Here is a 20811-nt window from a genome sequence, read left to right as displayed (position 1 = left end):
GCGGAATCCGATTATGAAAAAATTGTTTATCGTTTTGATTTGCGTCGGCATGGTCGCGGGAATCGGAATTGGCGGGTTCATGATGCTTCAGACGCTGGGCCAGGAGCAAGGCCAAGAACAGACGCGGCAGGAGCAAAAACAGCCAAAGTATTCCACCCGGGAAAGCGTATTCGCGGATGCGAATCCGTCTTTGAGCGAGGCGGAAGTCAAAAAACGGGTCGCGATGAATTTGGATCAGGAGCCCTACACGTCCGCCGCGGAAGTGAAGGATCCGGATTCGATCACGGTTTTGGTCAACCAGTACAACACGTTGCCTTCGGACTATATGCCGGAAGATTTGGACGTGGTCGTCCAGGACGAGCAGGGCGTCATCGCGTTGCGCAAGGAGGCGGCCGACGCCTATCGGGCGCTGGAAGCCGAAGCCAAAGAAAACCAGGTCGATTTGCGGATCATGACCGCGTTTATTCCTTACGATTCGATTCAAGCCTCGTACGAGGAATTGAAAAAAGCCCATGGGGAAGCGGCGGTCGACGCCTCGTTTTCCCGACCCGGCTCTTCGGAATACCAGACGGGACTGAGCGCGGACATCCAGATCGGCGAGGGGGAAAACGCCCAGCAGAATATCGCGCAAAACGAGCAATACGCCTGGCTTTTGGACCGGCTGCCGGCACATGGCTTTATCGTGCGCTATCCGGAGGACAAAGCGGTTTACACGCAGATGAACGGCCAGCCATGGCACATTCGTTATGTGGGAAAGGACGCGGCGCAAGCCATGACAAAAGACGGACTTTGTCTGGAAGAATACGCGTTGCGATAAATGAAATCGAGCTTCAGAACGGGTTTCTGTAGCTCTTTTTTTCTTAGAAAGCGAAATTCTCAGATTAAAAATAGAGTTTTACGTATATATTCATTCATTTTTTGTCTTTTTTGTTTTATAATGAAATAGACAATTTAAGAAAGTTAAACAATTTGGGAATTAACAATTTTGACATGAAGTTAGTGGGGGGGAAACACACTATGAATGGAGAACAATTGTTGATCCGGTTCACAAATGAGAATTTTCAAAAAAAGATGTATGCGATTGCGGAAAACGTATATTTCTTTACGGGTTTTGGCAACAGCAACGCGACGGCGGTCATCGGAAAAAGCTCGGTGATTTTGATCGACGCGCTGGATTGCGACCGGTACGCGAAAAATTTGCGGAAGGAATTGAGCAAGATCACGCCAAAACCGGTCCGGACGATTATTTACACCCACACTTGCCCCGACCATACGGGCGGAGCGGGCGTATTTTCGGATACGGTGCAGGAAGTCATCGCGTTCGCGAAAGCGAGAGAGGATTTGAAGTACTACGACCGCCTGGAGAACATTTTGAATATGCGAAAGATTTTCGCCCGGGGATACGGCTTGTCGGACGAGGACGCCATTACCCATGGTTTGGGCCCCCGCGAAGGCTTTATCAAGGCGGGCGCTTCGCAAGTGCCGCTGGAGCCGACGACGTTGTATACCGGAAAGTCGGTGGAACGGGAAATTGACGGCGTCAAATTCAAGCTCATCAGCATGCCGGGTGAAACGAAAGATTCCATTTCGGTTTTGCTGCCGGAATACAACGTGCTCGCGGTCGGGGACAATTACTCCAATGTCTTTCCGAATATGTACAGCGTGCGGGGTTCGTCGTATCGCGATGTAGCCAACTGGATTGAAATTCTGGATCAGATTTTGGCTTTGGATGCGGAAACGATTCTGCCGGGGCACACATGGCCTTTGCTCGGGAAAGAGGAGGCGCGTCGATCCATTCAAAATTACCGGGACGTTTTGGAGTATGTGCTCTTTGAAACGCTGCGCTGCATGAACGACGGCTTGACACTGAACGAAACGGCCGAAGCGGTAAAGCTGCCTGAGCGCTTCAAAACAAAATCGCTTGGCGAATACTTCTCCCTCGTGGAATGGGCCGTCAAAGCCATTTATACCGGCTATTTAGGCTGGTTCGACGGCCAGGCGGCGAATTTGATTCCGGTTCCGCAGGAGGAATACCGGCAAACGATGCTGGAGCTCATTGGCGAGGAAAATTTGCGTAGAAAGATCAAAGCGTGCGTCATGCAGGAGCAGTACCAGATGGCTTTGCAGCTGAACATGATCTTGCACGATCCGGTGCTGGAAAAAGCGGCGCTGGAGGGAAGGGCGGCCGAGGTCGCCAACGCCAACGCGCGCCACTTCTATTTGGCAAGAGCGAAAGAATTTTAAACAACCGACCATTCACAAGACGTGAATGGTTTTCTTATTTAGGATACAATAAAACAAATCGCTAGGGAGGAACAATATGAGTTTTTTAGGAAATTTGCTCTGGTTTATATTTTGCGGATTATGGCAAGGTTTGTCGTGGTTTGTCGCCGGTTTATTTTGGTGTATCACCATCGTTGGCATTCCCATCGGTGTCCAGTGCTTTAAATTCGCGTCGCTCGCCTTCTTTCCATTCGGAAAGGAAGTCGTCTACGGCGGAGGAACGATGTCGACTTTAGCCAATGTGTTTTGGCTGTTGTTGAGCGGCATCCCGCTCGCTTTGGAGGCGGTGGTCAATGGATTGATTTTGTGCTGCACGATTATCGGCATTCCGTTTGGTTTGCAGTGCTTCAAAATGGCGAAGCTCGCTTTGATGCCGTTTGGAGCAACCATCGTATAAGCCAACAAGGTCCAGCAGAGAGGATGTTCTCTCTGTTTTTTTTTGATTAGCGAAAGAATCCGGATTTTAACCCGGCTAAAAACAATGCACCATTTTTGCACCAATTCAAATTAAAAATACCCAAAAATACCAAAGTAAATCTGGATATTCAAATCAGTAGGAAGCGATAAAAATCCAGACTAATTATATTTCACTTACTACTTCGCATAATATATATTATGTAATGAATGTGGTTGTTGTTTTCCGGATCGTTTGCTGTAGCCTGTATTTGGATCTCTTTTCAACGATTTGGATTCTTTGCTTTCGAACGCGTCTTTCATTCGATTGATGCGTCTTTTGACTACAAAACCCGCCGGTTTTTTAAATCGACGGGTTTTCCATTTTTATAATTAATATTTTTCCAAAAATTCAATCGAAATTCCATTTTTTTCCGTTTCGATATTGTTCCCATAATTGTCTTTCACTGATGAACATAAATGGATCAAGTGTTTTTTCGCGCGCTGTTCATGAGCCGCTCGATACAGGAATTGACTTGCGCGGGCGCATCGGTATTCGAATTGTGCCCCGCCTTTTCAATCCATACCAACGGAAATCCGGTTTTTTTGTGCCAGGCTTTCGCATAGCGCCGGCAGGAGCCGGCCTGGTCTTTTGTTCCGCAAATCAAAAGAACCGGACAAGTCAAAGAATACGGGCGGTTGGTTTCTATCGCTTCGGCAAGCATGCGAAATCCATGGCCGGACAACGCCGCGTAGCGCGGCTGGTCGCCATCGTACACAAGCATCATGGAACGCATCAGCTTTCTGCCATACTCGGTTGTCGCGACGCCCCTTGTGCCTTGCTTCAACAGCCATTGCCAAGGCAAATAGCGATAGACAGGTTCCATGCGCTTTAACAGCCACAGCTCTGCTTTCGTGATATAGCAGCGTTGCAGCGGCGCCGAATCAATCGCCACGAATCCTTGTAGCGCGCCAGGAAACAACTGCGTGAACACTTGTCCGATATAGCCGCCAAGCGACTGGCCAACCAAAACAAAATTGGAAAAGCCGTTTTCTCGCAAAATTGCCATCAGCCACCGCGCCTCGTCGTCCATTGAAAAACGCAAGGAGAACGGATACGAGGAAGCGTGTCCCGGCGCGTCCCAAACAAAAAGGTTCGCTTTGTTCGCGAAATATTCGATTTGCTTGTCGAACAAACGGTGGTCGGCCGTTAAACCGGGAAGAAAAACGAGCGTCTGCGCGTCCTTTCCCTTCCATTGGATCCAATAGTGAATATCGCCAAGCGGTGTGGTGTATACTTTTTCTTCCATGCCCCCATTATATAAAAAAACTGTCCAGAGCTGAACAGTTTTTGTTGTTAATATTTGACGCTAATCGTTTGCGAATATCCAAGCGCCGCCGAATTCAAATCAATTTGAATGGCTTTCGGATTGTAGTTGGAGAAATCCGGAATCGCGTGCTCAAACGTGAAGTTGATCTTGCACGTGACGGACTGTTTCGGCGTCAGGTAAAAGCATTGATACCCGGTCGCGTTTCCCGCAATGTCTTCCGTTTTCGGCGCCATATCGTTAGTTTTAAAATCAACGCCCTTGATTTGCTTAAGATCCATCGACTTGAAGTCGCCACGGTCTTTGTAGTCGTTCAAGTCGATTCCCTTCAGCGTGGCCACCGGCGTGATGTACGGCACGACAAGCCGCTTGTCGGTCTTATTCGTATACGTGATCGTCAAGCCTTGCACGACGGAGTTGCCATCCGCGAAATCATACGTCATCTTGGAGGCGTCGACATCGAACTGGAACGACTTGTCGTCGTACAAGGTAAACTTGTTTTCGGTCGAATACGTCACGTTTTTATCGCTGATCTTGCGGACCTTGACCGAATCGAACGATAAAAACGCCTTGTTTTTCGGAAAGTAGATGCCCATGTTTTTCTGGTTGTTGTTGGGATACCCCACATAGCCATACACGAACGTCGACTGCTCCGCCGGAACCGTTTCCATGTTGGTCGCCTGATCTCTGGCGATCGCGTGGACATCCTGGTTTTCCTGGTCCGTCACTTTATACGACAGCTCGCTCATATGATACGCGGCTTTGCTGTTGTTGGACAAGCTTCCTAAAAAATAATAGTACACCGTGTTGGTCGTATCGTTTGTCACCTGCAACGCGTCAAGCAGCTCAAATTCCACTCCGTCCTTGATTTCCGTTTTGGCCTCTTTCGAGGAACAGCCCGTCAAGGCGAAGCCAATGCAAAACACGCAAAGGATCTTTAAAAACTTCTTCATTCTATCACCCACTCAATAGTATCAGAAAATGGGCTTCTTTCCAATCTTTTTAAGCGATGCGGATCGCCTGGACCGCCACGCATTCCGGTCCGCCTTGGGCGATAAAAACCGGCGAAAGCGGCAGCAAAACGATGCGGGCGCCCTCGAATTGCTCCTCGATAAGCGTCTGCGCTTTCAAGGCGTCGTCCTCGTTGAACGCGTGGGAGATAAAAAACGTATACGAGGAATCCACCTGGCGTTTCTTCATTTCCGCGATCATGTTTTTTACGGCTTTTTTAAACGTTTTTGTCACGCAGAAAGACTCGAGCCGCTTCCCGTTCGCGCTTTTGATCATCGTTGGAACGAGTTTCAAAAAGCCGCCCACGCCGGCCTCCAGCTGCGAGACCCGGCCGCCGCGCTTCAAAAAGGAAAAGTCACGAGGAACGAGAAAGGAGATTTCCGTTTCGACGCATGACGCAAGCGAATCCACGATTTCCTGCGCGCTCATGCCTTGGTCGCTCAGTTTCTTCGCGTAGTCCACCAGCGCCCGGTGCGGGCCGCACAAGGTTTTGGAGTTGAACACCGTGATCTTGTCCGAGTCGACGAGCTGCTTCGCCATGCAGGCGGAGTCGTACGTTCCCGACAAGCCTTGCGCCATCGTGATATCCAGAATTTGTTCTTCCTCGAGATATTGTTCATAGCACGCTTGTTTTTCGCCAATGCTTGGCTGCGACGAGCTCGGGATTTTCTTTTCCTGAATGAGCCGCAGCAGTTTCGTGGACGTCATCTCGTCCAAATCTTTATAGGAGCTTTGATCCACCACGATATTGAGCGGAACGACCGCGATCCCCTTCGCCGCCGCTTCGTTTGTCGTGTACAAAGTGGAGGAATCGCTAATAATTTTAACCATATTCAAGTCCTCTTTTCTACCGTTCATTATAGAGGGTCTGATTTGAAAGTCAATATAATCTAGTATTAAAAACTAGATTGAACGGTTTTAAAGATTATGCTATGATTCGAACATGAAAAAGAACGCAACCCAAATCAAAGAAGACATGCTCGCTTTCTCATGTCCCAAATGGAACGATTTTCCCGACATCGACTTGTATATGGACCAAATCGTCGAGTACATCAACCGCGCCCTGCAAGGCCTGGCCATGGAAGAGCCGGCCGTCTTTATTACGAAAAGCATGGTGAACAACTACGTGAAAAACAGCATGATCACCCCGCCCATCAAGAAACATTACAAGCAGGCGCATATTGGCTATTTAATCGTCGTATGCATTTTGAAACAGTGCTTCTCCCTCAACGAGGTTTCGGAAATGATCGAGTTGTACCGCACGATGGGAGAAGACCAGATCGGGCTTCACTACGACCGGTTCATCGCGATTTTTGAAAACAGCATCCACGAGATTTTCGAAACGGATCAGCTGACGTACCAGCTGTACACCGACCCTTCCAACGAGCAAAAACTCATGGATTCCGCCATCAAAACCGTCGTTTACAAAATTTATACGTTATACTTACTTCGAAAAACGGAAAAGTCCTTTGGATAACCAGAAATTCTCCTCGAAAAGACGCGTGATTCAGGTATAATGAAAGCGTCTACACGACGAAGGAGAATGGATTATGAAGTCACTCAACACCCGCTATCAATTCATCAACTTTTCGTATTTCGCCATGATGGCCTCGATGCTCGCCTTCGCGTCCAACTACTTGCTGGACTTAGGCTACTCCAATTCCGAAATCGGCCTCATCCTCGCTTTGTATTCCGTCGTTTCGCTCATCTTACAGCCGCTTTGCGCCTCGTATGGCGACAAACACCCCGACGTGCCTCTTCAGCGGCTGATTTTGGCGATGCTGCTTGTCATCATGCTCGGTTCCTTGTTCCTGTTCGTATCCAGCCGCGTCTGGGGACGCAACATCGTGCTGTCCATGATTACCGTTTTGATTTTCGCCTGCATGATGAGCGGGATGCCGCTGATCAATACCGCCGCTTTCATGTATGAGAAATTCGGCGTGCGAATCAACTATGGCTTGGCCCGGGGCCTCGGTTCGGCCGCCTACGCCATCGTCAGCATGGCGCTTGGCTACTTGATCGACGCGCTAACCCCCAGCATCCTGCCCCTGATTTATTTCCTTCTGGCGCTCATCAGCGCGCTGGCCGTGCATAGCTATCGGCTCAAGCTGTCCAAACCGGAACAAAAAACCGAAAAAGCCTTTGAAGCCAAAGAAGAGAAATCCAAAATCACGCTGCTTCAGTTTCTGACCAAATACAAGACGCTGACAATCGTTTTGACTGGCTATATGCTCGTCTACACGACGCATTCCATCATTAACAATTTTTACATTCAAGTTGTTCAAAATGTCCATGGCACGAGCGCCAATATGGGAATCGCCGTCTTTATCGCCGCCATTGTCGAACTGCCCGCCATGTTTGGCTTCGAAAAACTCGCCAAACGATTCCGCATTGAAAGCTTGCTGAAAATATCGCTCGTCTTTTATTTAGCCAAGCACGTTGTCACGTTTTTCGCCTTCAACGTCTGGGGCATTTACCTCGCCGCCTTTTTGCAAATCGGCGCCTACGCCTTATTCACCCCGGCCATCGTGTACTATGTCAACCAGGTCGTTTCGGAATACGACATTTTAATGGGACAAACTGTCAACACGATGTTCATTACCATGGCCGGCATCATCGGATCGTTGTTTGGCGGTGTGCTGATGGATATGCTCAGCGTCCACCTCGTATTAGGAATTGGCGTCGCTTTAAGTCTGATTGGCCTGCTGCTTTGCTATCCGTGCCTGACCGGCAGCAAAGCCAAACAAGCGATAAACACGGATTAAAAAAGTCTGCACGCAGACTTTTTATTTTTCCATTTGCCGCTTAAGAGCGCATAACCGCGCCACGATATCCGGCTGACGGATCCCGTTCGCGACGTCTTTTTCTAGCCGTTTCGTCAGGCATTTCTCGCTGCCCACTAATGAAAACGCCGCAATGCGCACCGCCTCTTTGTAGGATACGGCGTCCACAATCGAATCTATGATTTCCTGTTCGTCCATCACCCAGCTGAACACGATGTTTTCGTACACGGTGCAACACAAAAACTGCGCAAGCAAAAAAGCGATGTTCTGCATCATCATCGTCTTGGTTTCCTCGTTCACGACAAATGGATCGGCGTCCAGCACCAGTCGCCATCCAAAAACACCGCGCGGTCGAGCTTTTTCTTCAAAGCCTGGCCAACGGTCGTCTTTCCGATTCCCATCGGTCCGCCAATCAACCACAGCGTTTTCATCACAAAACCCCTTCCCGTCGCAAAAGCGCCTCCTTGCGCGCCAGGCCGCCCGCGTATCCGGTCAGCTTTCCGTTCGCGCCAAGCACCCGGTGGCACGGGATCAAAATCAAAATCGGGTTGCGCGCCACCGCCCTGCCCACCGCCCGGGCCGAACCTTTGTTCATTTGCCGGGCAACCGCCTGGTACGTCGTCGTCTGCCCGTACGCAAGATTTGTCAGCGTCGCGAGCACTTCCTTTTGAAACGGCGTTCCATCCGGCCGAAGAGGAAACGTCACCGGCACGCGCTCTCCTTGAAAATAGGCGTCAAGCCATTGTTTGGCTTGTACGATTACCGGACACGGGGAACGTTCGCTTTTGGTAGCCGGCTGCTTTTGGTCTTCAAACCAGCAGCCGGTAATGGCTTCGCCATCACTGGTGATCCGCATTTTTCCTAGCGGTGAAAAATAGTCGTCAAAATACATCGTTGATTCTCCTTGTTTTCCATCATACACCGCTATTCGCTGGCTAGACAAGGCGAAAAAAAACGAAAACGCGAAGTTTTCGTCCTGTTTTGAATCACTGAATGATTTGAATGGCCTGCACCGCCAGACACTTTGGACCGCCCTGCGTGATGAACGCCGGAGAAAGCGGCATGACGACGAGCTTGGCGTCTGGAAAGCGCTCGGCAAAATACGCTTCCGCCTTGGCGGCGTCCTCCATGTTGTTGGCATGCGAAATGTAAATCGTATAGCCGGCTCCGACCCCTTTTTTTTCCATGTGGTCCGCCATTTTGACGAACGCTTTTTTCATCGTCCGGCACAAAGAGAAGTTCACGAGCCGCGAGCCTTCCTCGTGGCTTTGCTGCTTGCGCATCATGACTGGAATGAGCTTTAAAAATCCGCCGATTCCCGCTTCCACGCCCGAAATGCGGCCGCCACGCTTCAAAAAGGAAAAATCCTGCGGAATCAAAAACGACACTTCCGTCGGAATCGAATGGTCCAGCATCGCCACGATGGCTTCTTTCGAATCGCCGGCCTGCGCCATCTTGAGCGCCTCGTCCACCAGCGCACGCATCGGGCCGGCCAGCGTGTTGGAGTCCACGACCGTCACCATTTGAGGATGCTCGCATTCTTCTTTCGCCATTTGCGCCGAAGCGTAAGCGCCCGACAATCCATTGGCGATCGTGATGTCGATGACCTCGTCTCCCTTACCCGTTAATGTATTGTAAAGCTCGATCCGCTCGCCAACGCTTGGCAGCGAGGTGGAAGGAACTTTTTTCTGGTCGATCATTTGCAGCAGCTCCGTGCTTGTGATCGACTCATAATCCTTATAGCTTTTGTGATCCACAACGACTTGAAGCGGAATCGTATACAGCCCTTTCTTTTCCGCCTCGATTTGCGAATACAACGTTCCTGAATCCGAAATGATTTGAATCATACCGATGACCTCTTTTCTACGTTTTATTATACGAAATAAAAGAAGTCAAACCAATTCGCCTGACTTCTTTGAAATTTCATTGTTCCAGCTTGGATAAAATCGCTTCCCGCGCCCGGGTCTCCCAAACATCCTCCAGCTTTTTCAAATCGCTTTGTTTAAAGTCCGGATCGTTTTTTTGTAGCGCTTTTGTGATGACGAAATCCGCCACTTCCGGATTTTTTGGCAGCAGCGGCCCGTGCAAATACGTGCCCAGGATCCGGCCGTCGTAAAAGCCTTCATAGCCCGCATCGAAGCTGTTGCCGTAGCCTTTCAAAACCTTTCCAAGCGGATGCTCGACATGGACCGTTTGTCCGCCATGGTTTTCAAAGCCGACGATTTTCGTTTTCAATCCATCCAGATCCGCTTCGATGACGACATTGCCAATGCAGCGGGATCCTTCCTTGCCTGTATCGGTATGGTAGTCGTAAAAGCCAAGCCCCGGGATTTGGGAATGGTCCGCGGCCTCGTAATATTTTCCAAACAGCTGGTAGCCGCCGCAAATGAGCAGCACGAACGTGCGGCTATCCATCGCTTCCTGAATGTTTTCCTTGCGGGAAAGCAAATCGGGAATGATGGACATTTGTTCCTTGTCCGCCCCGCCGCCAAGAAAAATCAAGTCGAATGCGGCCAAATCCGCTTTTTCGCCAATGCCCACGGTTTCCAGCTCGAAGCGGATCCCGCGATCCTCGCACCGTTTTTTCAGCACCATCATGTTGCCTGTGTCGCCATACAGATCCATCACGTCGTGATACATCCAGGCCACTCGCATCGTTCTATCCATAATTTTTCACCTGCTTTACGATTGCGTTGCGCGCTGGCAGCAGCGCCGTGTACGTGGCGATGACATAAATGTCGTCCGGATCCCGGAACACTTCATCCAGCGCCTGCTCGATCGTTTCCTTCTCCTCCAGGACCCCTTGATAGCCGCCATAGTACAAGCGCAGCGCCATGTCGAATCCGCGCGTTCCCGTCGTCACGATTCGATGCGTTGTCGGCTTCATCAGCTTTTCAAAATGGGTGTCGTAAATCCAGCTGACGTCCGTTCCATCCTGCTCCCGGTCGTTCAATACGATGACGATCGACTTTTTGTCCTCGTCCTCCTCGATGACTTTCATGACTTCGTTGGCGCCGGTCGGGTTTTTTACAAGGTTTAAAATGATGGACCGGCCATCCAGTTCAAACCGCTCGTTGCGCCCTTTCGGCTGCGGGGCGTGCTTGAACACTTCCTTCACGCAATGGCTGGAAATGTCGTACAAGTCGGCCACCGCCAGCACCGCTGCGCAGTTGTACATCGAATACAAGCCGTCATACGGATCTTTGAACGTTTCGCCATGCAGCGTGAACGTGTGGTTTTTCAAGTCGATGTTTTTGAGTTCGACATTCAAAATCGGTGTCCGGAAATGACAGTGCGGACACGAAAACGATCCGATGTGCGAATATTGATAGTACGCGTATTGGAGCCGGTGCCCGCACCGCGGACAAAACTTTCCTTCGCTCGCCTCTCTTGTCGACGTGACGGAAGCCTCGTTTTTCGCCAAGCCAAAATAAACGATATGGGCCCGCGGCGCTTTCAGGGAAAGCCGGACCACATTGGGGTCGTTGCCATTTAAAATCAAAGTCTGATCGTAGCCGGGGAGCACGTTTTCGATGCTTTCAATCAGCTGTTCCATTTCCCGGGCCCGGTCGAGCTGGTCGCGGAAAAAGTTGTTGACGACCAAAGCGCTCACCGGCAGGTTGGGCAAAATGTGTTTGATATTGAGCTCGTCCACTTCCAGGACGATGGCTCCCGCCTTCACCCGTCCGGAAAGGTCGGCGTGCGACAGCAGCGTCGTCACGATGCCTTCCCGCAAGTTGTCCCCTTTGCGGTTGGAAATCACCTCGTAGCCGGCTTGCTCAAACAAGCTGGCGATCATGTTCGCCGTGCTCGTCTTGCCGTTGGTGCCCGTCACCAAAATGACCGGGGCGTGGATCTTGAGTTTTTTGAGAATCTGCGGGTCCAGCTTCAATCCGATTTGACCAGGCATACTGCCGCCCCGTCCCATCTTTTGAAGGATGGCCGCGCTTGATTTTGTTGCCAATATAGATAAAAAGCGCATAATTCGCTCCTTTCACTGTCCCATTATACCGTACGGAAACCGAAGTTGTGAATCATGAAATCGAAAACATATCTCGATTATTTATATAAATCGAGTATAATGAGAAAGTAAAACATGGAGGAAAGACAATGAAACAACTGGATATGATTTATGAAGGTAAAGCGAAAAAAGTTTTTTTAACCGATGATCCCAATGTGGTGATCGTCGACTACAAAGACGATGCCACCGCGTTCAACGGCTTGAAAAAGGGCACGATCGTTGGAAAAGGCGCCATTAACAACCGGATGACGAACTTTTTGATGCGCAAGCTCGAAGAGCAAGGCGTGCCAACGCATTTTGTCGAGGAAATCGACGACCGCAAAACGTATGTGAAAAAAGTCGATATCATCCCTCTCGAAGTCATTATCCGCAACAAGGCGGCTGGATCGTTCTCGAAACGGCTCGGCATTCCGGAAGGAACCGCTTTGAAATGCTCCACGCTTGAGTTCTCCTACAAAGACGACGACCTGGGCGATCCGCTCATCAACTCGTACATGGCCAAAGCCATTGGCGCGGCGACACAGGAGGAAATCGACACGATTACGGACTATGCGTTCAAAGTCAACGACTTTCTGAAAGCCTTTTTCCGGGAAATCGGCATCGAGCTGATCGACTTCAAGCTCGAGTTTGGCAAGACGGCCGATGGCACGATCGTGCTCGCGGACGAGATTTCCCCGGATACGTGCCGGTACTGGGATATCGAAACCGGAGAGCATCTCGATAAAGACCGGTTCCGCCGCGATCTGGGCGATCCGGAAGGCGCGTACCAGGAAGTGTTTAAACGATTGGGGTTTGGTGAGTAAGATGGCGGACACATCCATTTACCAGTCGCCGCTTTCGCAGCGCTACGCTTCCAGGGAAATGCAGGCGCTTTTTTCCAACGACAAAAAATTCAAAACCTGGCGCCGCTTGTGGATCGCGCTGGCGCAAGCCGAGCAGGAGCTTGGCCTGGACATCTCCGACGAGCAAATCGCCGAACTTATCGCCCACCAGGACGATATCAACTACGACGTGGCGCAGGAACGCGAAAAAATCGTCCGCCACGACGTCATGTCCCACGTGTACGCCTATGGCCAGCAATGTCCAAGCGCCAAAGGAATCATCCATTTGGGCGCGACGAGCTGCTACGTTGGCGACAACACCGATTTGATCATTATGCACGAGGCGCTCGAGCTGGTGAAAAAGAAACTCGTCAATGTGCTGGCCGCTTTGGAAAAATTCGCCCTCGAATACAAGGATCTGCCTTGCCTGGCATTTACCCACTTCCAGCCGGCCCAGCCCACCACGGTTGGGAAGCGGGCGGCGCTGTGGGCGCATGACTTGCTTATGGACTACGAGGAAATCGAGTACTTGCTCGACCATAAAAAGCTTCTCGGACAAAAAGGAACGACCGGCACGCAAGCCAGCTTCATGGAGCTGTTCGAAGGCGACACGGAAAAGGTTAAAGAAATCGACCGGCTGATTTGCGAAAAGCTCGGGTACGACGCCTGCTTCCCCGTTTCGGGTCAAACCTACAGCCGCAAATACGATACTCGGGTGCTGCACGCGCTGGTCGGCATCGCGCAAAGCGCCCACAAGTTCAGCAACGACATCCGTCTGCTCCAGCATATGAAAGAAATCGAGGAACCGTTTGAAAAAGGACAAATCGGTTCGAGCGCCATGGCATACAAGCGTAACCCGATGCGTTCCGAGCGCATGGCGGCTTTAGCCAACTACGTGATTTGCGACGCGCTCAATCCGGCTTTGACGGCCAGCACGCAATGGTTCGAGCGCACGCTCGACGATTCGGCTAACAAGCGCATTAGCATGGCCGAAGCGTTTTTAGCCATTGACGGCATTCTGGACTTGTATTTGAATATTACGGATGGTCTGGTCGTGTATCCGAAAGTCATCGAGGCAGACTTGCTGCGCGAGCTGCCGTTCATGGCGACGGAAAACATCATGATGGACGCCGTCAAAGCGGGAGGCGACCGTCAGGAGCTGCACGAAGCCATTCGTGTCCACTCCATGGAAGCCGGAAAGCACGTGAAAGAAGAAGGCAAGCCAAACGACTTGATCGACTTGATCGCGGCGGATCCGAAATTCAACATGACGAAAGAGCAAATTTTGGAAGTCATGGATCCGAAAAACTTTGTCGGCCGCGCCCCGCAGCAAACCGAGGAGTTTTTCAAAGACTACGTCGATCCGGTTCTTGCCCAAAACAAAGCCGATCTCGGTTTGCACGCCGACATCAACGTCTAGCCTGTTCACCAATAGAAAACACCCGTTGCGGTGTTTTTTTTGTAGGGAGCCTTCTCCTTCTTTTTTACAAGGCGCTGCCGGTATAATGAAACAAAAGGAAAGGAGGAGCGCCATGAAACAAATCAATCTTCGCGCAAACTACGTTTTGATTGACCCGGAAAACTGGGACGCCAATCCGATAGTGGCCGAAGTCGTTGTCCGCGACGAAAAGCAGCCAGAAAACCATTACGCCTACGTCTTTTGGACGTTGTCGGGCGGCTTGGATTTCCGGGCGTACCAGGTTCCCATGTACGACTTGTTGTGTAGCTTCGAATCGGAACCGATTCGCGAAGCCATTGGCATGCTTTCCTACAACTTCGAGATCCGCAAGGACGAGCATCCGTGGCTGTTTAAAAAGCTGATGGCTTTCGCGACCGAAAGCGCCTTGCCGCTTGTGCGCGCGATCGCCAAAGAAAACGAGCTCATCGAAACGGACGATGAAATCGAAACATTGCTTTAGAAAAAGAGCGAATTCCGATCCATTGGATTGGTTTTCGCTCTTATTTTTCAATTTGAAGCCATGTGTTCTCTTTTAAATACACCAGCAATTCGGATTTTGATTTTTCCCCTAGCTTTCGAATATCGTCCAGCGCCCGGTAGTCAAGCTGAAATATTTCCCTCAGCCCTAAAATACCGCAGGCCTTCAGCGAATGCTTCAGACGGCTCGAGATCCGGGCCTCGTCTACAAGACGATCCCGAACCTGGTTTCCCTGCTCGTCCCGAAAAAAGAAATCAACCGGTTCGCCGGGCTGGATTTGCGGAAACAAATAGTGCAGCAGCGAGCAATGGTCGCCAGTGGCCTGGCCATCCAGCGACTGATTGAACCGGACTTCGATTCCCTGCGCCCGCCAGGTTTCCACCTGACGTTTGAACGACGCGATTTCTTCCAAACTGTCGGCGTCGATTTCCGGCAGCGCCGCGATCTTTGCGATTGGCAGCTCCAGAAGCGCCTCGACAGAATCGAAACGGGCTTCTTTGAGCAGCGAGCGGGTGCCGGCTTTAAAAGGAAGCGCTTCCACCAATATATAGTTCATCGCCTATTCCTTCCATGCGGGATAGGGAAAGTATAACAGAAAGCGTTTTAAAAGACTATATTTTCTATAACTTTCTCGTTTTTTTCCAGAGAGTGGAAAGAAAATTGAAAACAGACAGATTCATTTGTGCATTCTTTTAATTATTTTGCAAATTACTTCATTCTTGAAGCATTTTTGAAACAAATCCATGAAAAGAATGAATTATAAATTGACTTTTTTCATTTTAATCCATAAAATGGAATTGAACAAGAGAGCTTGTTCTGATTCACGGCTTTACCTAAAAATGAAGAAATATCAAAAGAAGGATTCGGTCGTGATCCTTCTTTTCTGCTTAATCTGCCTTGCGTGGAGATGGTGTTAAAGGACCATGCCCAATTTTGGGATATACCCCCTATTTCAAATGCGGGGTGGGACCCTGAGCATCAGATCATATGTGTGCGGTATCCGTCCGGATACCGCTTTTTACTCGCCGCGCCGGGCCAGACAGTTGATCGTATGCGCCATGAATCCGGCCCCGAATCCATTGTCGATATTCACCACGCTGACGCCGCTTGCGCACGAGTTGAGCATCGACAGCAGCGCGGAAAGACCTTGGAAGTTGGCGCCGTAGCCTACAGACGTCGGCACGGCGATCACCGGCTTATTTGTGAGCCCGCCAACGACGGAAGCGAGCGCGCCTTCCATGCCCGCGACGACCACGATGACGTTGGCGGCGTTGATTTGATCCATTCGCGCCAGCAGACGATGAATGCCCGCCACGCCGACATCGCAAACAAAATCGACGTCGTTGCCTAAAAACCGGGCGATCCACACCGCTTCCATAGCGACCGGCACATCGCTGGTTCCCGCGCACACGACACAAATCCGTCCCGGATTCACCGTGTTCCAGTCTTGACGCCAGACGAGTACCCGGGCCGCCTTGTCGTATTCCAGTTTTGGAAAACGAGCCTGCAAGTACGCCGCTTTTTCCTCGTCGACACGGGAAGCGAAAATCGCGTCCTGGCCGTTTTCCAGCATGTCGGCGATGATGGCTTCGATTTGCTCCTTCGTCTTTCCTTCCCCGTAAATGATTTCGGGCGCGCCCGTCCTCTTTTTTCGTTCATAGTCGATCGTGTATTGTTTTTCAAAGTCGATTTGTTGGATTCCCATTTCGATCATACCCTCCTGTTGTGATGCCATTCAAATCCAAGGTGACATACCGGTAGCCAAGCCGGCGAAATGTGTCGACAAACTCCTTGGCTTCCAAAATTTTTTTCCAGTCTTTTCGCTCGCACTCAATCCGGGCCAGCCCGTCCATGTCCCGGACCCGGACATGCAGCACGCCAAGATCGTGCAAATAGCGTTCGGCTTGCGCCACCCGGTCCAGGCTTTCGCGCGTCAGCGTCGTTCCATAGTCGAAACGCGACGCCAGACAGGCGTTGGCGGGTTTGTCGTGCGTCGGCACGCCCAGCGTTTTCGCCCATTTCCGTATCGCCGCCTTGTCAAGTCCGACTCGCGCCATCGGCGACACGATTCCCAGTTCCTGGCAAGCCGCTTTTCCGGGGCGATACTCGGCTTGATCGTCCGCGTTTTGTCCGTCGATCACCACATCAAAGCCGCGCTGATGCGCGGCGTCTTGGATTTGTTTCATTAAGGCATGCTTGCACCAATAGCACCGGTCGCGGGCGTTGTGTCGAAACGCCGGAATGGAGAGCGTGTCCAGTTCCAGCACAAGATGGGCCGTCCCCTCCAGCCGCCCGAGCGCGGCCGTTGCGTCCTCCTCGCTGATCATTGGCCCGCGCACAAAAATGGGCAGCACGTTTTCCTCGCCAAGCACGTCTTTGCAAAGCGTCCATAAAAAGTCGGAGTCGCAGCCCCCGCTGTAGGCGATCGCCACGCGGCCGTACTGGCGGATTTGCTCGCGAAGCAAATCTTCCTTTGTCATCAAAATTCCCCCTTTTTTTGTTTATTGTTCTTTTTTTGTTCCTCGTCTTCGCTGATGGAACCACCGCTGGAAGGCGTTCTCCTTTTTCTTATACAAGCAAGGATGGTCTTTGGCGGCTTCCAGCTCATATTGCTGGGAGTCGAACCGGTCTTCCTTTTCGCTTTCGATTGGCTCGTAGCAGCCGGTACAAGTCAGCCGGCGCCGCTTGACGTTATCCATCAGCAAATTGTGGAAATACGTTTCAATGTCGGCCTTCAGCATCGGATTTTCAACAGGAACCGCCACCTCGACGCGATGATTCGTATTGCGGGTCATAAAATCGGCCGAGGCGATATAAATCGTCCTCTCCTCTTTCGGCCCAAACATGTAGATGCGCGAATGCTCCAGAAAACGGCCGACAATCGAGTAGATCTCGATGTTTTCGGTTTCGCCTTCGACGCCGGGGAGCAGGCAGCAAATCCCGCGGACGACCATCACGATTTTCACGCCGGCGCAGCTCGCCTCACGTAGCTTGTCCATGATTTCCGTGTCGGAAATCGAATTGACTTTGAAGCACGCTTCGGCCACCTTGCCTTCTTTGGCCCGTTCGATTTGCTCGTCGAGCTTTTTCAAAACCGTTTGTTTGAGCGAGGACGGGGCCACCAAAAGGCGCTCGTACTGGCCTTCGACGTTGGCCAGCGCCATGTTTTGGAAAAAGGCGGCCGCATCCCGGCCGATTTGCTCGTTGGCGGTAATCAGGCAAAGATCGGTGTATTGCTTGGCGGTCTTCTCGTTGTAGTTGCCGGTCCCCACTTGCGTCACAAGCCGCAAGCCCTTTTTCGTTTTCACGGTAATGAGGCAAATTTTCGAGTGCACTTTATAATGCTCGAAACCGAAAAGAACCGTGCATCCGGCTTCTTCGAGCCATTGGGCCGCCTGAATGTTGTGGTCTTCGTCAAAGCGGGCGCGCAGCTCCATCAAAACGGTGACTTCCTTGCCATTTTCGCAAGCGCGAATCAAATAGTCCAAAATTCTCGATGGCGTGGCCAGACGATAAATCGTGATTTTGATGGACAGCACGTCGGGATCGTCGCTGGCTTCTTTGAGCAAATTCAAAAAGTGGTCGATCGTCTGATACGGATAGTTCAGCAAAATATCGTGATCGAGCGCCTGCGACAGGACGCCACGGTCGGGATCGACGTATTTGGATGGCTGCGGCGCGAACGGCGGATACGCGAGCATTTCCTTCATCGCCTGCGGCGCCTTGCCAATCAAATCGAACAAAAACTTCAATTCAAGCGGGGTTTTGGACAAAAATACCTGCGCCTTGGAAATGTCAAGCTGCTCGCATAAATAGTTGAGCATCGAGTCGGGAATCGACCGGTACACCTCCATGCGCAGCGGCGCGAGCCGCGAGCGTTTTTTGAGCGCGTTTTTAACGAAGTCGAGATAATCCTCGTCGTCTTTCGCCCGGTCGTCGTCGATTTCGACATCGGCGTTGCGGGTCACGCGGATGACGGCGGCGTCCTTGATCGTGCTCTTGGTGAAAATTTGATCCAGGTTGTTGATGATGAGCTGCTCCATCAGCAGGAAGTTCTGTCCCTCCTCGCCAACCTTGATAAACGGCTCGACAAACGGAGGAACCGGCACGATGCCGAACTTCTTTTTTTCCTTTTCATACAGTTCGACGACAATGTACAACTGCTGGTTGACCAGGTGTGGAAACGGATGGTGGAAGTCCATGATTTGCGGCGACAACAAAGGCAGGATCCGCTCCCGGAAATATTTTTGAAGATGCTTTTTTTGTTTGCGGGACAAGTCTTTCCATGCGCGGTTGGCGAATTGGAGGTCGATCATCGTTTCCTCCAGCGCCTTGTATATGGTGTCGCGCATTGCGTACAGCTGCTTGGTTTCCTTGAAAATGGCTTGCAGCTGCTCCTGAACCGTCATTTGACTGCGGCTGTCGACATGGTTGGGATCGCCATAGCACAAATCGGTTAAAGTGCCGACCCGGATCATGTAAAACTCGTCCAGATTGCTTGTGAAAATCGAGAGGAATTTCAGCCGTTCAAACAAAGGAACGTTTGGATCGCTGGCTTCCTCTAAAACGCGTTGATTAAATTTCAGCCACGATAACTCGCGGTTTTGCATATATCGGTGATGTGTCTTACTCATAATTCACTCATTTCCTTTTCCAAGATTATATCATGGACGACAAAAAAAGAATGCCCAAAGCCATTCTTCTTTGTGTTAGATCGCCCGATGGCGCAGCCATTTTCCAGAGTGGTATCGAAAGAGGAACGCGATGAATCGACCCAGCCAGTCGGCGCCCATCGCCAGCCATACGCCATAAATTCCCCATCCAAGTCCGACACCAAACAAGAAGGCGCAGCCAAGCCGGAAAACAAGCATGGACGCGATGCCGACCCACATCGTGTACCGCACGTCGCCGGCGGCGCGAATGGCGTTGGCCAAATTGAACGAAGTAGGATGCAGCGCCAGGGCGTTGTGGATCAGGATAAGATGGAAAGTGAGAGTGTACGTGGCATCGCTCATGTCGTAAAGGCGCAGCAAAAGCGGCAAAATCGCCCATACGAGCAACGACAAGGCGGCTGTCGCGACATAGGAGATCTTCATGAGCTTTTTCGTGTAGGCGCGTGCCTGTTCCAATTCCCGGGCGCCCACGCATTGCCCGATCACGGTGACGATGGCCAGATTGATGGCGTTGACGACGAGGATGGCAATTGTATTCAGCGAGTTGGATACGCCGTTGGCCGCGATTTGCGTCGTCCCGAACAAAGCGACGATGCTCGTGACGAGCACTTTGCCAAGCATGAACAATCCGTTTTCGATGCCGTTTGGCACCGCGATGCGAAAGAGGCGGCGCTGCATGGCTCCCTGCCACGAAAGCACGTACGGACAGCGGACCTGGACAGGCTGGCCCGGGCGCAGCGTGAGCGCGAAAATGAGAAAGGCGCCCGCCATCCGCGAAACGAGGGTCGGGATGGCGACGCCGGCCACGCCCATTTGAAAGACGAACACCCCCAAATAGTTGCCGACGAGGTTCAAGATGTTCATGAAAAGCGAGACAACCATCGTCGTACCGGTTTTTTGCATGCTGCGAAAGATGGCGGTTCCGGCGTTGTACAAGCCAAGAAAGAGAAACGAGCAAAGCGTGAATAGAAAATACACGGCGCACGCTTCCATGACGTCGGCTTCGACCCCGCCGTAAAACAGTGTGAGCATTGGCTGTCTGAAGACGAGGCAGAAAACGCCGATCCCGGTTCCGGCCAGCGTGGCGCTTAAGATAAGCTGGCTTGCGCCCAGATCCGCCTCGGCCTTGTTTTTCGAGCCAAGGTACTGGGAGACGATGACGGCGCCTCCGGTGGCGAGGGAGGCGAGCACGGTGATGAACAAATTGTTGATCATATCGACGAGGGCGACGCCGCTGATGGCGGCTTCGCCGGCAAAAGACACCATAATGGTGTCGATCATGCCAATGAGCATGACGAGGACTTGCTCGACGACGAGCGGCACGATGAGTTTTCCGAGCGCTTCATTGGTGAACATTCGGGTGGTCTTTGGTGTTTTGGTGGTGAATGCGGCGAGTGTTTGCCTCATATTTTTTTCCTTTCCTGCTTTCCGTTTTCATTATAAAAATCCCGATTAAAAAAATCGAATGCTTTTTTTCGATGGTTTTCCATACTTTTGAAGCATAGAAAGAGTTACAAAAATCAAAATGTGTAATTTATTGCACCCTTCAGGTTTAATCGAA

22 protein-coding genes are annotated in these 20811 nt (G+C 51.2%); 8 read left to right on the top strand and 14 right to left on the bottom strand.

Annotated elements, in window-relative coordinates; all coding sequences use genetic code 11:
* The first annotated feature begins 13 nt into the window (after window positions 1-13).
* The 3 genes from E5336_RS01100 (at window position 14) to E5336_RS01090 (ending at window position 2680) form a co-directional block, all read left to right on the top strand.
* Window positions 14-817, top strand: a complete 804-nt coding sequence (locus tag E5336_RS01100) for a M15 family metallopeptidase (protein WP_135979250.1) — start codon at window positions 14-16, stop codon at window positions 815-817.
* Window positions 818-1017: 200 nt separating this feature from the next.
* Entirely contained in the window at window positions 1018-2244 is a 1227-nt protein-coding gene (locus E5336_RS01095) for an alkyl sulfatase dimerization domain-containing protein (protein ID WP_135979249.1), read from the top strand.
* Window positions 2245-2320: 76 nt separating this feature from the next.
* The gene (locus E5336_RS01090; protein ID WP_135979248.1) at window positions 2321-2680 is read left to right on the top strand and encodes a YccF domain-containing protein; all 360 of its coding nucleotides are present in this window, start codon (window positions 2321-2323) and stop codon (window positions 2678-2680) included.
* Window positions 2681-3161: 481 nt separating this feature from the next.
* Here the strand turns inward: E5336_RS01090 and E5336_RS01085 are convergent, their stop codons facing one another.
* From E5336_RS01085 to E5336_RS01075, 3 genes are read right to left on the bottom strand one after another with little or no spacing between them, the layout of a single operon-like run.
* On the bottom strand, window positions 3162-3986 hold the full coding sequence (locus E5336_RS01085; protein ID WP_135979247.1) for an alpha/beta fold hydrolase: 825 nt from the start codon (window positions 3984-3986) through the stop codon (window positions 3162-3164).
* A 47-nt stretch (window positions 3987-4033) separates the two neighbouring features.
* Window positions 4034-4957: a hypothetical protein gene (locus E5336_RS01080; RefSeq protein ID WP_135979246.1), complete on the bottom strand. Its 924-nt coding sequence runs from the start codon at window positions 4955-4957 to the stop codon at window positions 4034-4036.
* A gap of 49 nt (window positions 4958-5006) precedes the next feature.
* Window positions 5007-5846 (bottom strand): DegV family protein, encoded by an 840-nt coding sequence (locus tag E5336_RS01075; RefSeq protein WP_168353497.1) that lies wholly within the window; start codon window positions 5844-5846, stop codon window positions 5007-5009.
* A gap of 112 nt (window positions 5847-5958) precedes the next feature.
* Here E5336_RS01075 and E5336_RS01070 point away from each other — a divergent pair, with 112 nt between their 5' ends.
* Window positions 5959-6492 carry a DUF1836 domain-containing protein gene (locus E5336_RS01070; protein ID WP_135979244.1) on the top strand — a complete coding sequence of 178 codons (534 nt, stop codon included), beginning with the start codon at window positions 5959-5961 and terminating at the stop codon, window positions 6490-6492.
* A gap of 73 nt (window positions 6493-6565) precedes the next feature.
* Window positions 6566-7780, top strand: a complete 1215-nt coding sequence (locus E5336_RS01065; RefSeq protein WP_135979243.1) for an MFS transporter — start codon at window positions 6566-6568, stop codon at window positions 7778-7780.
* Window positions 7781-7801: 21 nt separating this feature from the next.
* Here the strand turns inward: E5336_RS01065 and E5336_RS01060 are convergent, their stop codons facing one another.
* The 6 genes from E5336_RS01060 to E5336_RS01040 form a co-directional block, all read right to left on the bottom strand.
* Window positions 7802-8122, bottom strand: coding sequence for a hypothetical protein (locus E5336_RS01060; RefSeq protein ID WP_135979242.1), 321 nt, complete (start codon window positions 8120-8122; stop codon window positions 7802-7804).
* Complete coding sequence (locus E5336_RS12520; RefSeq protein WP_277820723.1) at window positions 8095-8229, bottom strand: hypothetical protein; 135 nt, start codon at window positions 8227-8229, stop codon at window positions 8095-8097. The genes E5336_RS01060 and E5336_RS12520 overlap by 28 nt, the downstream gene beginning before the upstream one ends.
* A complete protein-coding gene (locus tag E5336_RS01055; protein WP_135979241.1) occupies window positions 8229-8690 on the bottom strand; it encodes a methylated-DNA--[protein]-cysteine S-methyltransferase in 462 nt (153 codons plus the stop codon). The genes E5336_RS12520 and E5336_RS01055 overlap by 1 nt, the downstream gene beginning before the upstream one ends.
* Before the next feature lie 94 nt (window positions 8691-8784).
* The gene (locus tag E5336_RS01050; protein ID WP_135979240.1) at window positions 8785-9645 is read right to left on the bottom strand and encodes a DegV family protein; all 861 of its coding nucleotides are present in this window, start codon (window positions 9643-9645) and stop codon (window positions 8785-8787) included.
* Between the two features lie 76 nt (window positions 9646-9721).
* On the bottom strand, window positions 9722-10465 hold the full coding sequence (locus E5336_RS01045; protein ID WP_277820722.1) for a type 1 glutamine amidotransferase: 744 nt from the start codon (window positions 10463-10465) through the stop codon (window positions 9722-9724).
* Window positions 10458-11780 carry a Mur ligase family protein gene (locus tag E5336_RS01040; RefSeq protein WP_135979239.1) on the bottom strand — a complete coding sequence of 441 codons (1323 nt, stop codon included), beginning with the start codon at window positions 11778-11780 and terminating at the stop codon, window positions 10458-10460. The genes E5336_RS01045 and E5336_RS01040 overlap by 8 nt, the downstream gene beginning before the upstream one ends.
* A gap of 128 nt (window positions 11781-11908) precedes the next feature.
* Between E5336_RS01040 and purC the strand changes: the two genes are divergently transcribed.
* From purC to E5336_RS01025, 3 genes are all read left to right on the top strand, one after another.
* On the top strand, window positions 11909-12622 hold the full coding sequence (gene purC, locus E5336_RS01035) for a phosphoribosylaminoimidazolesuccinocarboxamide synthase (protein ID WP_135979238.1): 714 nt from the start codon (window positions 11909-11911) through the stop codon (window positions 12620-12622).
* Window position 12623: 1 nt separating this feature from the next.
* Entirely contained in the window at window positions 12624-14060 is a 1437-nt protein-coding gene (purB, locus tag E5336_RS01030; RefSeq protein ID WP_135979237.1) for an adenylosuccinate lyase, read from the top strand.
* Window positions 14061-14172: 112 nt separating this feature from the next.
* Window positions 14173-14559: a hypothetical protein gene (locus E5336_RS01025; protein ID WP_135979236.1), complete on the top strand. Its 387-nt coding sequence runs from the start codon at window positions 14173-14175 to the stop codon at window positions 14557-14559.
* 40 nt (window positions 14560-14599) lie between these two features.
* Here the strand turns inward: E5336_RS01025 and E5336_RS01020 are convergent, their stop codons facing one another.
* The 5 genes from E5336_RS01020 to E5336_RS01000 all read right to left on the bottom strand — a co-directional run bounded on the left by E5336_RS01020 (window position 14600) and on the right by E5336_RS01000 (window position 20657).
* Window positions 14600-15133 carry a DNA-directed RNA polymerase subunit alpha C-terminal domain-containing protein gene (locus tag E5336_RS01020; protein ID WP_135979235.1) on the bottom strand — a complete coding sequence of 178 codons (534 nt, stop codon included), beginning with the start codon at window positions 15131-15133 and terminating at the stop codon, window positions 14600-14602.
* Window positions 15134-15595: 462 nt separating this feature from the next.
* Window positions 15596-16282, bottom strand: coding sequence for a nickel pincer cofactor biosynthesis protein LarB (gene larB / locus E5336_RS01015; protein ID WP_277820721.1), 687 nt, complete (start codon window positions 16280-16282; stop codon window positions 15596-15598).
* Window positions 16257-17057, bottom strand: coding sequence for an ATP-dependent sacrificial sulfur transferase LarE (gene larE, locus E5336_RS01010; RefSeq protein WP_135979233.1), 801 nt, complete (start codon window positions 17055-17057; stop codon window positions 16257-16259). The genes larB and larE overlap by 26 nt, the downstream gene beginning before the upstream one ends.
* Window positions 17058-17078: 21 nt before the next feature.
* On the bottom strand, window positions 17079-19211 hold the full coding sequence (gene ppk1, locus E5336_RS01005; RefSeq protein WP_135979232.1) for a polyphosphate kinase 1: 2133 nt from the start codon (window positions 19209-19211) through the stop codon (window positions 17079-17081).
* A gap of 75 nt (window positions 19212-19286) precedes the next feature.
* Complete coding sequence (locus E5336_RS01000) at window positions 19287-20657, bottom strand: MATE family efflux transporter (protein ID WP_277820720.1); 1371 nt, start codon at window positions 20655-20657, stop codon at window positions 19287-19289.
* Window positions 20658-20811 lie beyond the last annotated feature (154 nt).

It is taken from the genome of Dubosiella muris, from assembly GCF_004793885.1.
In the GTDB taxonomy this organism is placed as follows: domain Bacteria; phylum Bacillota_I; class Bacilli_A; order Erysipelotrichales; family Erysipelotrichaceae; genus Dubosiella; species Dubosiella muris.
Note: the sequence above shows the minus strand (reverse complement) of the source record. Positions and strands in the feature narration are given on the sequence as shown.

What these genes read in the sequence shown, in the direction of transcription:
- purC (WP_135979238.1), top strand. Translation starts at nt 11,909, where the DNA reads ATGAAACAACTGGATATGATTTATGAAGGTAAAGCGAAAAAAGTTTTT.
- larE (WP_135979233.1), bottom strand. Translation starts at nt 17,057, where the DNA reads ATGACAAAGGAAGATTTGCTTCGCGAGCAAATCCGCCAGTACGGCCGC.
- E5336_RS01075 (WP_168353497.1), bottom strand. Translation starts at nt 5,846, where the DNA reads ATGGTTAAAATTATTAGCGATTCCTCCACTTTGTACACGACAAACGAA.
- purB (WP_135979237.1), top strand. Translation starts at nt 12,624, where the DNA reads ATGGCGGACACATCCATTTACCAGTCGCCGCTTTCGCAGCGCTACGCT.
- E5336_RS01055 (WP_135979241.1), bottom strand. Translation starts at nt 8,690, where the DNA reads ATGTATTTTGACGACTATTTTTCACCGCTAGGAAAAATGCGGATCACC.
- E5336_RS01085 (WP_135979247.1), bottom strand. Translation starts at nt 3,986, where the DNA reads ATGGAAGAAAAAGTATACACCACACCGCTTGGCGATATTCACTATTGG.
- E5336_RS01070 (WP_135979244.1), top strand. Translation starts at nt 5,959, where the DNA reads ATGAAAAAGAACGCAACCCAAATCAAAGAAGACATGCTCGCTTTCTCA.
- E5336_RS01080 (WP_135979246.1), bottom strand. Translation starts at nt 4,957, where the DNA reads ATGAAGAAGTTTTTAAAGATCCTTTGCGTGTTTTGCATTGGCTTCGCC.
- E5336_RS01050 (WP_135979240.1), bottom strand. Translation starts at nt 9,645, where the DNA reads ATGATTCAAATCATTTCGGATTCAGGAACGTTGTATTCGCAAATCGAG.
- E5336_RS01025 (WP_135979236.1), top strand. Translation starts at nt 14,173, where the DNA reads ATGAAACAAATCAATCTTCGCGCAAACTACGTTTTGATTGACCCGGAA.
- E5336_RS12520 (WP_277820723.1), bottom strand. Translation starts at nt 8,229, where the DNA reads ATGAAAACGCTGTGGTTGATTGGCGGACCGATGGGAATCGGAAAGACG.
- E5336_RS01090 (WP_135979248.1), top strand. Translation starts at nt 2,321, where the DNA reads ATGAGTTTTTTAGGAAATTTGCTCTGGTTTATATTTTGCGGATTATGG.
- E5336_RS01095 (WP_135979249.1), top strand. Translation starts at nt 1,018, where the DNA reads ATGAATGGAGAACAATTGTTGATCCGGTTCACAAATGAGAATTTTCAA.
- E5336_RS01100 (WP_135979250.1), top strand. Translation starts at nt 14, where the DNA reads ATGAAAAAATTGTTTATCGTTTTGATTTGCGTCGGCATGGTCGCGGGA.
- E5336_RS01065 (WP_135979243.1), top strand. Translation starts at nt 6,566, where the DNA reads ATGAAGTCACTCAACACCCGCTATCAATTCATCAACTTTTCGTATTTC.
- E5336_RS01045 (WP_277820722.1), bottom strand. Translation starts at nt 10,465, where the DNA reads ATGGATAGAACGATGCGAGTGGCCTGGATGTATCACGACGTGATGGAT.
- E5336_RS01040 (WP_135979239.1), bottom strand. Translation starts at nt 11,780, where the DNA reads ATGCGCTTTTTATCTATATTGGCAACAAAATCAAGCGCGGCCATCCTT.
- E5336_RS01000 (WP_277820720.1), bottom strand. Translation starts at nt 20,657, where the DNA reads ATGAGGCAAACACTCGCCGCATTCACCACCAAAACACCAAAGACCACC.
- larB (WP_277820721.1), bottom strand. Translation starts at nt 16,282, where the DNA reads ATGGGAATCCAACAAATCGACTTTGAAAAACAATACACGATCGACTAT.
- E5336_RS01020 (WP_135979235.1), bottom strand. Translation starts at nt 15,133, where the DNA reads ATGAACTATATATTGGTGGAAGCGCTTCCTTTTAAAGCCGGCACCCGC.
- ppk1 (WP_135979232.1), bottom strand. Translation starts at nt 19,211, where the DNA reads ATGAGTAAGACACATCACCGATATATGCAAAACCGCGAGTTATCGTGG.